Source organism: Hoylesella enoeca JCM 12259 (genome assembly GCF_000613405.1).
Taxonomy (GTDB): domain Bacteria; phylum Bacteroidota; class Bacteroidia; order Bacteroidales; family Bacteroidaceae; genus Prevotella; species Prevotella enoeca.
Genome location: NZ_BAIX01000005.1, coordinates 87,471 through 100,019, shown reverse-complemented (window position 1 = coordinate 100,019; position 12,549 = coordinate 87,471). Strand labels below are relative to the sequence as shown.

At 46.8% G+C, this 12,549-nt stretch carries 7 protein-coding genes and 2 pseudogenes; 4 read left to right on the top strand and 5 right to left on the bottom strand.

All coding sequences use genetic code 11. From position 1 onward, the window contains the following. Window positions 1–226: 226 nt before the first annotated feature. Together JCM12259_RS03165 and JCM12259_RS03160 are read right to left on the bottom strand one after the other, a co-directional pair. Window positions 227–1,852: a RagB/SusD family nutrient uptake outer membrane protein gene (locus tag JCM12259_RS03165; RefSeq protein WP_025065384.1), complete on the bottom strand. Its 1,626-nt coding sequence runs from the start codon at window positions 1,850–1,852 to the stop codon at window positions 227–229. Window positions 1,853–1,906: 54 nt separating this feature from the next. Continuing rightward, complete coding sequence (locus JCM12259_RS03160) at window positions 1,907–5,176, bottom strand: SusC/RagA family TonB-linked outer membrane protein (RefSeq protein WP_025065383.1); 3,270 nt, start codon at window positions 5,174–5,176, stop codon at window positions 1,907–1,909. Window positions 5,177–5,774: 598 nt separating this feature from the next. Here JCM12259_RS03160 and dapB point away from each other — a divergent pair. From dapB to JCM12259_RS13560, 4 genes and pseudogenes are all read left to right on the top strand, one after another. Beyond that, on the top strand, window positions 5,775–6,545 hold the full coding sequence (dapB, locus tag JCM12259_RS03155; protein ID WP_025065382.1) for a 4-hydroxy-tetrahydrodipicolinate reductase: 771 nt from the start codon (window positions 5,775–5,777) through the stop codon (window positions 6,543–6,545). Window positions 6,546–6,567: 22 nt separating this feature from the next. Further along, window positions 6,568–8,013 (top strand): signal peptidase I, encoded by a 1,446-nt coding sequence (gene lepB / locus JCM12259_RS03150; RefSeq protein ID WP_025065381.1) that lies wholly within the window; start codon window positions 6,568–6,570, stop codon window positions 8,011–8,013. A gap of 87 nt (window positions 8,014–8,100) precedes the next feature. Continuing rightward, window positions 8,101–8,514: a S26 family signal peptidase gene (locus JCM12259_RS03145; protein ID WP_025065380.1), complete on the top strand. Its 414-nt coding sequence runs from the start codon at window positions 8,101–8,103 to the stop codon at window positions 8,512–8,514. Next, window positions 8,505–9,154, top strand: a pseudogene (locus JCM12259_RS13560) (WbqC family protein). The gene JCM12259_RS03145 and the pseudogene JCM12259_RS13560 overlap by 10 nt, the downstream one beginning before the upstream one ends. Before the next feature lie 26 nt (window positions 9,155–9,180). Here the strand turns inward: JCM12259_RS13560 and JCM12259_RS13555 are convergent. The 3 genes and pseudogenes from JCM12259_RS13555 to lolB1 form a co-directional block, all read right to left on the bottom strand. Continuing rightward, a complete protein-coding gene (locus tag JCM12259_RS13555) occupies window positions 9,181–9,618 on the bottom strand; it encodes a hypothetical protein (protein ID WP_025065379.1) in 438 nt (145 codons plus the stop codon). Between the two features lie 340 nt (window positions 9,619–9,958). Continuing rightward, window positions 9,959–11,646 (bottom strand): annotated as a pseudogene (locus JCM12259_RS13550) (murein hydrolase activator EnvC family protein). After that, the gene (lolB1, locus tag JCM12259_RS03125) at window positions 11,647–12,537 is read right to left on the bottom strand and encodes a lipoprotein insertase outer membrane protein LolB1 (RefSeq protein ID WP_025065378.1); all 891 of its coding nucleotides are present in this window, start codon (window positions 12,535–12,537) and stop codon (window positions 11,647–11,649) included. Window positions 12,538–12,549 lie beyond the last annotated feature (12 nt).

Sequence of the window (12,549 nt, the reverse complement as noted above, 5' to 3'; positions counted from 1 at the left end):
CGTCAATCGCGCTGCGATTCACGGTTAGTTGGAGTCCAATTCACCGTCAATTGCCCGCTGATTAACAGTGATAGGGAATGAGGGGCACAACTCATTGATTGACAAGTGCAAATGAAAACATGGCCAAATACTTGCTAACGAAAAAAGCAAAAATACCCGCGCATTCTCCTGTCGAAGAGAAAGCACGGGCACATCAATGGTTCACTGTCAGTCGATTGACCGGTTATTATTTATAGCCTGGTGTCTGCGTGATAGCTGGATCGTTTGTCATCGTACCCACGGAAACAGGCCACAGCATTTTGTATGACTCGCTTTCGGGGAGTATCGGAGTGCGATTGGTCCCGGGAATGAACGGATAATTGACAGCCGGTTCAAATACGAGCGACTTACCTGCAGCGTTCTTCATGCGCAGCAGAGCAAACCAACGCTTGCCTTCAAATACAAACTCTTTGTCCAACTCGCTTAAAATGGCCAGTGTGTTTTGGTATTGCGACTGATTCGTATATACCGGATATCCTGTGCCATACGCGCGTTTGCGAATCTGATTGATGTAAGTCGAGGGGTCATTGCCTAAATCATTCTCCACTTCTGCCATCAAAAGCAAAACCTCGGCATATCTAAACACCGGGCCGTCGGAATCCAAACGATGTCTGCCTTCATCGGGATAATAAGTCCCGGCAAACTTTTTCATGAGCACACCAAAGTTACTTCCCGTTGCAGCTGATGTTTTGCTATTTTTCACTGCGAAGAAAGTGAAGTCACGACGAGTGTCGGTTACGTCGAACGAACGCCAAAACGTTTCCTTATATTGATAGCGAACGATTCCATCGACAAACGTATTCGTACCGTACTTATCATTATTCTTGAGCGATAACTTTTGGTCATTGAGATCGTAAGCTGCCGTAAAGTAGTTGCCCTGAGCAAGACATTGACTAATGACAGGCATATAAACGACATCGGTCTTATTGAATGGAACAGAGAAGATCAGTTCTTTGTTCTTATTCTTGTAGTCGCTGCGGAAAGCTTGATAAAAGTCGTCTTTCAACTCAAACTTCCCACTATTGATAATGGTTTGCAATGCAGTCTTGGCTGTTTGGAGGTCTGCTGTGCCCGTAGCTTGCTGATCGCCGACAGTCACATTAGCTGCAAACGTATAAACTTCGGCCTTTAACAGCAAGGTGGCATACAAGCTCCAATTATACTGATCGCCATAAGTTTCGCCTCCATAAGCGACAAATGCCTTTTCGGAAGCATCGAGATCCTTCTTGATCAGTGCCATGATCTCAGAGGCTTTGGCGCGAGGCCGCGAGAGTGTAGCGGCTGAAATCTCACCGTTGAGGATCTGAGCGTCGGTCACCAAAGGCACTCCGCCCCATGTCGCATATAGCAAATAATAGTAAAAAGCACGTATTCCGTAAGCCTGTCCAAGATAAAAATTCTTATAGGCATCGCTTAGGAAAGTAAGCTCTGGTATCTTATTAATGGCCAAATTGACGCGTACGATATTAGCATAAAGTCCATTCCACGTACTGAAATAAGCATTGTCGGCACGCAAATCTTGCTTAATGATGGTTTGGGCGGTCATCGATTCATTGAATACCGATGTTCCGGTGCCATCATCTCCGTCGCCAAGCAGACCACCACGAAGTTCTCCCATCGAGAAAAGCGTTGAATAACTACTGCGCAACCAGCTATGAAGCCCGGTCATATAACCGTCTACCTGCGTTGCATCTTTCCAAAAAGCATTGTTAGTAAAATAATCTTCGGGCGTCTGATCAAGCGATTCACAGCTGGTAAAAGCGGTCAGAAAGCCCAGTGCCAAGAGGCTGATGAATATATTGATACGTTTCATTGTTATCTCATTGATTTGATAATTCATTTCGATAGATAGGTTTCTGGCTGGTCATCAGAATGTCACATTCAAACCGAGAACCAACATCCGTGGCAGCGGATATCCTCCGTTGTTGTTCGAAACCTCAGGAGAATAGAAGTAAGGAGCCTCGCATAAGTAGCCCAAATTCTGCCCAGTGACAGACAATCGCATTGCTTCGATGCGCAGCGGAGTAAGCAATGACTTGGGCAAATCATACGAGAGAGTAAGCTCTCTGAATGAAAGATAATCGCCATTATAGGCAAATATCGAGCTGGTTCGGTCATAGTTACGAGCATTTAATTGGTCGGCCCAAATATAAATAGGATATTTTGCATTGGGATTTTCAGGTGACCAAGTGTCCTTTACATTGGTAAGCGTGTTGTAAGTACCCTGCATATTACCCATGATCCACGATGTCCGAGAGTCGTAAGTCTTGAATCCGAGAGCGTAGTCAAGGCGTGCCGAGAGCGTGAGTCCTTTCCAAGAAGCCGACAAGTTGAAGCCGCCCGTCCATTTGGGAGTGGTATTTCCCACTTTCACCATATCATAGTTGTCGATGACTCCATCTCCGTTGACGTCTTTCCATTTAACATCGCCGGGCATGATAGCCAATCCTCCATTGGCTTTTCCTTCGTTTTTGTAAGCCGTCGGGCCGTAAAGGATCTTGTTGCTACCACCATTTTCGGATGTGGTTTTATCCAAAAGGTTGCCCGGAATTTCATCGTATGACTTGTAAATACCCTCTGCCTGGAATACATATAAGTCTCCGGGACGTTCGCCTTCGGCCCAACCGCCGACCCATTTCTTCTCTGTTCCATTGCCGGTATACACTTCGAAGCCGCCTTGGCGATTCTTTTCACGACCGTTGGTAGGCAGCTTCAGGATCTTGTTCATATTGCTGGCGATGTTGAATCCGAGGTCAACACGCCAGTCGCCGGTATTCAATACGTGGTAATTTAACTCCAATTCAACACCTCGGTTTTGCAATGTTCCGTTGTTGGAGGTATGACTTGTCCATCCCGAAGATGCCGGAACCGTGATGTTGGCATACTTATTCGATGTGCGACGATCATACCATGTGAAGTTGGCTTGTATTTTGTTATCGAGGAATCCGAGGTCAAGGCCAAGTTCAAAGGTACGCGATGTCTCCCACGTTAAGTAGTAGTTGGGCAATGAACTGAGTGAAAACGCCAGGTCACCATTGTAAATACTCTGTCCATAAGCACCCTGAATGGTGTAGTTTCCAACCCAATCTTTGTTTACATTACCATTACGTCCGAATGAAGCACGCAGTTTTCCGAAGCTCAACCACGGTAAACGCGACATGAAGTCTTCTTTAGTAAACACCCATCCAAGTGACATTCCGGGGAAAGTTCCCCATCGGTTGTCTTTGCTGAGCTTTGAAATACCGTCGCGACGAAGCGTAAAGCTGGCCAAATATTTAGCCTCATAGTCGTAATTGAGACGTGCAAAGTAAGATTCGGTAATGAATTTTGCATGATCCGAATCAATGCTTCGAGCACCTTCATCAGTAATAGTGTATTGGAGATCTTTAAAGTAATTGTTGTTCGGATTATGTCCGCTGGCTTCTATTTCCAAGTACTTTTGATGGAAATACTCCCATCCTGCCAAGGCTGAAAGGCTGTGATTGCCAAAACTCTTGTTGTAGTTCAACAGAATATTGTATGTTTGTGTAAGCTGCCTTTCGTGTTGTGCATATGAGTTATGCGCTGTATTATATCTTCCCGGAGAGCTGAGATACGTGTGGTAAAACGACTCATAGGTATAATATTCATAAAACCAGTCGCCTTTGAAATCAATAGTCAGATCCTTGATCGGTGTGATTCGGAAATCCTGAGAGAATGTAAACTTCTGCCGACTGTAATCATTGTCCCATGCACTAGCCAAGAACTGTTGATTACCATCACCCGAGTTCTTACCCAAAAGCAATTCACCGTTTGCATTATAAGCACGGAATGTGGGTGGATAAGAGAAGTTACGAGAGAAGTAATTGGCCTCACCCGTGAACGGAGAGATACCCCGATACTTGGTCGTTGAGAAGTTGAAGTTAGACAACGAAGTCATCCACGGTTTGATTTTATAGTCTACATTGAGCAACGCCGACAATCTTCGATTGAAGTTATTGATTGCGTTTCCCTCGCTCCTATTGTATCCCAAGCCAGCGTAATAGTGTCCACTATCGTTTCCACCACTGTAACTCAGGTTGTAATCTTGTGAAAAACTCGGTGTTTTGATATTGAAATCCTCCATGTGGTTGTTGATGAACACGAGTTCTTTACCCGTTACCGGATCGATCATTGTTTCCCAACCTTCACCCAACAACTTATTATACAGGTCTTCACTGAGATTCTCTTTGAGATAGACTCCCCACAAACCAGCCGAACTCTTATTACCATCGGCATTGTAATCATTGCCTGTTCCATAAGGTTGATTACCGCTGAGCGAGTTTAAATTGGCTGTTCCCTTTTGCTGGGCATATAAATAGGAGCGACGTTCATAGTAAAGATAATCACGCGAATCACAGAATTTATAAGGATTGTTGAAGTGGTTCCACGACAGTTTTGAGTTGAAATTGATTTTTCCTTCACCACTTTTTCCCTTTTTAGTCGTGATTAAAATCACACCATTATTGGCTCGCGAACCGTAAATAGCAGTAGCTCCTGCATCCTTCATCACCTCCATCGACTCAATGTCATTGGGATTGATATCGTTCATGCTGCCGCGAATCATACCGTCGACAACAATCAACGGCGTACCCGATCCATTGTAATCGGTTCCACCTCGCAACACAATGGTAGGCGAAGCATTCGGATCACCCGAGTTTTGAATCACTCGAAGGCCGGCAACTGTACCACTGAGCGCCTGTGCCGGATTTGAAAACATACCCGTGGTAAGCGACTCATTCTTTACCTTTGAGATCGAATTGGTGAGCTTCGAACGAATGATCGTTCCGCTATAACCGATAACGACCGTTTCTCCCAACTCGTGAGCGAGCGGTTTGAGTCGCACAGTCATCGACTGTCCGGCTTTTGCCTGCAAGGTCTGATCCGTGTAACCGAGATACGAAAAGCGCACTTGTGTCGCCTGTTTCGTCAGTTTTAGGGAGAAATTCCCATCCACATCGGTGACTGTTCCGTTGCTGGTTCCCACTTCGATAATGGTGGCTCCGACCAGCGGTTCACCTGTTTCGGCATCTCTAACAACGCCACTGACTGCCCAGTTTTGGGCCATGAGTGCTGTCGTTACGAGCAAGCCGAAGATGAATAAACAAAATCTTTTCATACGATTGCTGTTTAACTGTGTTATTTTTTATACATTTAAAAGGTTTTAGTCATTGTTTTTTTGAGATTCAAATAGCACGCGAATGCTTGTCGCCACTGTCAAAATAGGACGACTGTTGGCCTCGATCTTCTTTCCATAGTTAGGATATGATCGTGCAGAGTCATGACTCTGCGGATCTATTTTCATATCGGATATCTGTCAAAAGATATTATTGATCAATCTTAATTTATCGGTCACAAAATTAAATAAAAATGAGGTATCGACCAAGAGAATTCAAAAAAGATTTTATAAATTGCCCCTTCGCACCCCCACTTTTAACATTTTAGTGTGCAACTCTCCTTTATATAATATAGTAATAGAAATTAAGTCGATGGTTGATAATTGATAGTCAACAGCTGTTTCAACCCTCTACGTTAAGAGGTTAGACATGAGGCGGATTTTAATTCATGCTTAATCGCACGCTAACTAACGGTTAATCGTGCGCTGACTAACCATTAGTTGCAGCACAACCAACCGTTAATTAGAATGGAATTATGAATTGCCACCTTGCGTATTCTACCAAAAATCAGTAACTTTGCAAGGTTTTAAAACGTTTGAAATGAAGTTAGCACTAATCGGATATGGCAAGATGGGGCGGATGATCGAGCAGACAGCACGTAGCCGCGGACATGAAATCGTGTGCATTATCGATGTCGATAACCAGCAGGATTTTGATAGTGAGGCTTTCGCTTCGGCCGATGTGGCCATCGAATTTACGACGCCTCAGGCAGCTTTCGGCAATTACCTGCGGGCTTTCAAGCACCATGTGAAGGTGGTGAGCGGCTCTACGGGGTGGATGAAAGAACACGGCGAGGAGGTGAAACGATTGTGTACGGAGGATGGTCAGACACTGTTTTGGGCCTCGAATTTCTCGATCGGCGTAGCAATTTTTACTGCTCTGAATCGCTATGTGGCGCGGTTGATGAATCAATTTCCGCAATATGACGTGCGAATTGAGGAGACGCATCACGTGCATAAACTCGATGCACCTTCCGGGACAGCGATTACGTTGGCCGAAGACATCATCGACCAACTCGATCGCAAGCACCAATGGGTAAAAGGCGAACTGCATGCGGCCGACGGAACGGTGTCGGGAAGCAATGCGGCCGATGCTGATGCGATCCCCGTCGAGAGTTTCCGAAGAGGCGAAGTGGCGGGTATTCACACGGTGGTTTACGACAGTGAGGCCGACCGGATTACGCTGACGCACGATGCACACAATCGTAAAGGGTTTGCACTCGGAGCTGTCTTGGCGGCCGAATACACGGCAACACACTCGGGATTACTCACCACGAGTGATCTGTTTCCGTTCTTATCGAATTCCCTTTAACAACGAATAAATAGTTGAAAAAATGATAGACAAAGAGAGAGCTAAGCTCAATCCCAAAGTGCAATGGACCAAATTCGTCTGCGTGCTGGTGCTTTACCTGCTCTTCCTGTATTGGGTTGGAAGTTGGTGGGGGCTTCTTGTGGTACCGTTTATATATGATGTGTACATCACCAAGCGCATTCACTGGCAATGGTGGAAGGATGCTGAGCGGCCAGTTCGCTTCATCATGAGTTGGGTAGATGCGTTGGTTTTCGCGTTGGTGGCCGTTTATTTCATCAATCTTTACTTCTTCCAGAACTACGTCATACCCTCGTCATCGCTCGAAAAGTCGTTACTCACAGGCGATTATCTATTTGTAAGCAAGATGAGTTATGGCCCGCGGATTCCCGAGACACCGCTCACAATGCCGCTCACACAGCACACCATGCCACTGATCAATATGAAATCGTATCTCGATTGGCCACATTGGGACTATCGACGAGTGAAAGGTTTGGGACACGTGAAGCTCAATGACATCGTGGTTTTCAATTTCCCGGCCGGCGATACGCTTGTCAACGATCCGCAATGGCAAGCCAGTGACTATTATCAAATGGTCTATTCGTTTGGCAGTCAACTCTATTCACAGCAGCATCCTGCAATAAATCCGGATACGCTTAGCCTTGATGCGCAGCGCCATTACTTTGCAAACATCTATGCATTAGGGCGCAACTACATTGCGGATAACCCCCGCGAGTATGGCGATATCATATCTCGGCCCACCGATCGACGTGAGAATTACGTGAAGCGTTGTGTGGGATTGCCAGGCCAAACATTGCAGATCAGAAACCGAATCGTTTATCTTGACGGCAAGCCTAACAAGGAACCGGACAACGTTCAGTATTCTTATTTCGTGAAATTGAAGCAGAGTCTGCCCGAGAATCTGATCGAACAATTGGGCATAACGACAGAAGACATCATGAGTCTCAATCAAACCGGCAGTATGCCTCTCACCGAGTCGGCCGCGAAAGTATTGCGTGCGCGCAAGGATATTGTGGCCGAAGTGAAGCTCAATATGGATACTTCGGCCGAGCGCCTCTATCCACTTAACAGCGTGACAGGATGGACTTGCGATAATTACGGCCCCATTTGGATTCCTAAAAAAGGACAGACTGTGAAGCTAACCATGCGTAATCTGCCGCTATATGAGCGTCCGATACGCGTGTATGAGCATAATCAATTGGATGTGAAAGGGCATTCGATCTACATCAATGGTAAAAAGACGGATCGATATACGTTCAAAATGGATTACTATTGGATGATGGGCGACAACCGACATAACTCTGCTGACTCTCGCTATTGGGGTTTCGTGCCCGAAGATCACATTGTTGGTAAGCCGATATTTATATGGTGGTCGCATTCGCCCGACCATAAAGGATTTAGCGGAATACGCTGGAACCGACTCTTTAAATGTGTAGATGACATTAAATAAAAGATGAAAAGGTGAAAAAGCGAAGAGTTGAAAAGAGCAAGATTCCAATCTCTTCACTTTCTCACCTTTTCACTTTTTCACCTTGCTATGCATACGCTCGTTAAGTCATTCATCGTTTTCGCGACGGCCATTGTAGCAATGTGGTCCGTCCGAACCTATCTTTTCACCATCTACACCGTGCCTGAAAACCATGCAGAATGGCACTTACAGGCCGGCGATCACGTGTTGGTGAACCGACTTTCGCGTACAAATCTCACTGCGGGCGACCTTATAGTATATGGTGATAGCTGCTTACTCGTGGCCCGAATAACAGCTGTTCCCGGTGATACTGTCCGTATCGGACAAGCCGACTATCGTCTTCCGACTCATTGTTGCACGCGTTGCGGTTGTCCAAATTGCTATTACTACATGGTGAATACGGGCAAATCGCGCACGCTTGTGCATCGACACAGCATCCAAGGACGAGCCATCCGACTTTTCAATCTTCGTCTATGGCAGTAGCCTTGTTATCTTCCACCTATTTTGGACCGGTGCAATGGTATCAGAAACTCAATCGGTTCGACACGTGTTTGATCGAGCGTTACGATCATTTTTGTAAACAAACTTATCGCAACCGATGTGTAATCGCTACGACAAACGGCCTGCAAGCGCTCTCCATTCCTATCAAGCGATATGACGGACCCAAGTGTCTCATGCGCGATATTCGCATCAGCGATCATGCCGATTGGCGTCGATTGCACTGGAATGCACTGCTTTCGGCCTACGGAGAAAGCCCTTTTTTCGACTTCTATGCAGATGACTTACAGCCTTTTTTCACTCAAAAATGGAACTTTCTCTTCGATTTCAACCTGGCCATTACCCATAAGATGTGTGAGCTTTTAGACCTAATGCCAAGCCTAAAACTCACCGATGAATATGTCAACGCACCCCGATCAACAGACATTTCAGCAACTTCGACAGCAGAACAGAGCACGATAGCCGATTTCCGAGACGCTATTCGACCGAAGCATCCGTTGCCCGACGCCGATTTTCAAGCCCGCAGATACTATCAAGTTTATGAACAGAAACACGGCTTCCAACCCAATCTGAGCATCCTCGACTTACTTTTTAACCAAGCAACGAGGCCATTTTGTATCTCTGAAAACGCGTATTGATCAGTCGTCTCACTCATTTACATCCGGGTTTCCGATGCGATTTGCGGCAGCAGATGAATCTCGATAGCGGATCCACATTCATTCCCGTGGTGAGCATCAGCCGATAGCGTTCCAACAACGGACGCAGAAATGTGCCTTTACGAACGTGTGCACGATTGACATAAGCCCGTGGATTAGCCGGTCTGTCGACATGAAAGACAGCACAGGCACGCGTCACAAGTTCTGAAAAAGAGGGTCGTTGCCCCAGTTCGTTATAAGCAGATCCGTCATCAAAAACAATATATGCGATTTCAAAAAAATCCGTTTTCGTCCCGATCCAATGCAATCCGTCATCGGGCGAAGCATTGAGTAGTCTTACGAAAGCGTGCACTAAATGTTGTCGTGCATACGTTGCGGATAGTGTTTCACAGACCGAATCGTCGGTCATTCTCAGTTTTTCGTCTTGTTCCATTTCCCTTTTCGTGGTGTTAAATTATTCTTTTTGTTCATGATTTTATTTGGTTTTCACTTGCAAAAGTACAACGGAAGACTGAACACAAAGTTCACTTAATAGAGATTAACAGTTAATATTTGTGGGCGAATAGCAAATACTTGAATAGCATCCGAAGTGTTTTTCAACGATAAGAACATAGTCCTATAAAGGCTACTGTATATATTCTCTTTTCTGAAAAGCCGTTAAACGCCGTGTGACTAACCGTTAAACGCACGACAATTCATGCTTAGTTGTCGTGCGATTAACAGTTACTGAAAAACGGCCTTATTTTCAATTGCGAATTGACAATCGTCAATCCTCACCGCCCCAACCACACTTCGGGGTTGAGTTTAGCGGCTTCCCGACGAAGCTGGAACTGTAAGATGTTGTCGGTTCCGACAGCTCCGAGACTCTGACGAGTGCTTACCCGCTGCCCTTTCGATACACTTACCGACTTCAAATTGCAGTAAACGGAAATGTAAGCACCGTGCCGAACCATCACGACATACGTGCCGCTGTAGCCGTAAATGCCGCTTACTTCGCCGTCGTAGATGCTTCGTGCCATACAGCCCGACTGTCCCAAGATGTTGATTCCTTTGTTATCGAGCGTTACATTCTTCAATCCTTCCACGTTGTATTGCCCGAAATGGCTTACCACCCGATAGCTGCCTGTAATGGGCATAGGCAGTCTTCCTTTATTAGCTTCAAATCCGCCGGACATCATTCGATCCACAGTACTGAGCCGGCGAGCCTCTTCCGCATTCTTTTTAGCCTCTGCTATAGCCCTGTTGTTACGTTCTTGCTCGGCCATTGCCTTGCGTTCGGCAGCCAATCGGGCCGCTTCGGCCTCACGAGCAGCCAATTCCGTGCGTGCTTTTCGCTCTGCGGCGGCCCGCGCTTCATTATCGGCTGCCTCTTTTTTAGCCTTTTCCGCGGCTGCGAGTCGGGCTTTCTGAGCGTTCTCTTCAGCCTGAGCTGCTGCTCGGGCTTCTGCTTTCAGCTGTGCTTCACGGGCTTTTGCTCGGCAATTCGGCGCTGATTCTCACGTGCGGCAGCCTCGGCTGCTGCCTTTTTACGAGCTAACTCCTGTGCGCGACGCCGTGCAGCCTCAGCTGCTTCGGCCTTTCGTTTGGCCTCGGCAGCGGCTCGTGCCCGGGCTTTTGCAACCTCTTCGGCCACCATTCGGTCGATAATGGCATTTAGTGCAGCGTCTTTCTTGCGCTGTTCAGCAATAATCGCCTGAATGGTTCGCTGTTGGTTTTGCAGGTTCTGCACCACTTTCTTCTGCTCATCTTGCTTCGTTTGTAGGGCGGCGTGCTCGCGTTTATCTTTGTAGAGCAGGTTGTTCTTATAGCCTTTGACGGTCTCCAACTGCTTGTGTTTATCATTTACTTGCAGCTGTTTGGCCTTGACAATCTCGCCTTGAGCCCGTTGGAATGCCGCATATTCGCGCACAAAGCGAAGCCGGCGATACATCTCCGTGAAGTTTTTAGCCGAAAATACGAACATCATCTTATCCTGAACGGAGCGGTGACGGGCCATATAGCGCATCGATTGGATATATTTGGTTTTGCGATCGGTCAACTGCTGCTCTAAGGTTTGCAACTGCGATTTGAGGATTCCGATGTTACCATCGATCTGATGGATGTCTTTCTGAATGCCATCGATCGACTTTTGGCGCTCGTCTATCTCGCTGTTGATGACCATTAAGTTCTGCAATCGCTGTTTGACATCAGCCTGATTGGCGCGCAGGGCACGTTCTTGCTGCTTAATTTTCTTCTGTATTTCGGCCCGTTGTGACTGCAATTTACGCACCGAAGCGTATGCCGCCGCAGTGCTCGAAGGGCGTTTTGCCTTAACAGCCGGTGCTTTCTTGCCCTTTGTTGCAGGTTTTTTCTTGACTACTTTCGTAGTTTTCGGCTGCGCCTTTTGTGCGGAGCGACGCTGCTGCGCACCTGAACCGAGGACGCAAAAAACGGCTAAATATAAAATGACAATGCGTTTCATTTACATATTTAAGATTTTACCGAGTAGGTCTTGAGCCTCTACACGCTTATACTTTTCAGACACTTTGGAGCGCGATTCCCAGTTACTGTCGGTCTTGACATCATTCATTTCGATAGCCACTTGCACCGTATGGCGCTGCTTGGTGGCCGTAGTGGTGAAGCGGAACGACTGCTTTGCGGGGAACATCTTTACCCCAACGCTGCGAAAGTCGCTGTAATTCCACGTGAGATCAGACGTGCCGTGTGCTGCCGAAGCATAATGAACGGTGGCACGAGTAATACGCCCTGTCCCACGATCGGTGTCCCACCGGTAGCGCATCAGACCTTTTTGCAGCATCACGGGCAGCGAAGTGCCGGCCGCATCGAGGTCGACGTCGAAGCGTTTGAGGTCTTCCTCACCCACGCTTTTGGCTCCGGGCAAGAGCAATTGATTCCAAAATAGCGCTTGAAGACTGTAAAAATTCAGTCCGTTAGCACGCAGAAAGTCGAGCTGCGAATAGTCGGCTCGGATGTACTCCTTATGAATCCGGTCGATGAGCAACACGTAATCGGGTGTAAACTCCAATCTTCCCACCTCGCTGCCGATAATCGGAATGAATAGTTGCAACCGTATTACTTCATCCTTACGCAAGTGAACCGAACCGGGAACAGTGATGTCTTTATCTCCGCCTTGTATGTTGAAAGACATCGATCCGGTGATATTCGGTGCGTAAACTTGGTTATCATAGATGCGTTGAACGGCTGCCAACTTGCTCATTGCTGATCGATCGGCCGACGCTTGGGCCTGTGTCTGTGCCCGATGCGCGTCGTTTACGACGGCTCTTTTGGCTCCGCACGATGCAAGAAGCAACAAAACGCCGGCGAAGAGAACGTTAAGGGTTATTCGATTCATCTTATTTCGTTT

Excerpts from the sequence above, each read along its gene's own strand:
- JCM12259_RS03165 (WP_025065384.1), bottom strand. The coding sequence starts at position 1,852 with ATGAAACGTATCAATATATTCATCAGCCTCTTGGCACTGGGCTTTCTG.
- JCM12259_RS03160 (WP_025065383.1), bottom strand. The coding sequence starts at position 5,176 with ATGAAAAGATTTTGTTTATTCATCTTCGGCTTGCTCGTAACGACAGCA.
- dapB (WP_025065382.1), top strand. The coding sequence starts at position 5,775 with ATGAAGTTAGCACTAATCGGATATGGCAAGATGGGGCGGATGATCGAG.
- lepB (WP_025065381.1), top strand. The coding sequence starts at position 6,568 with ATGATAGACAAAGAGAGAGCTAAGCTCAATCCCAAAGTGCAATGGACC.
- JCM12259_RS03145 (WP_025065380.1), top strand. The coding sequence starts at position 8,101 with ATGCATACGCTCGTTAAGTCATTCATCGTTTTCGCGACGGCCATTGTA.
- JCM12259_RS13555 (WP_025065379.1), bottom strand. The coding sequence starts at position 9,618 with ATGGAACAAGACGAAAAACTGAGAATGACCGACGATTCGGTCTGTGAA.
- lolB1 (WP_025065378.1), bottom strand. The coding sequence starts at position 12,537 with ATGAATCGAATAACCCTTAACGTTCTCTTCGCCGGCGTTTTGTTGCTT.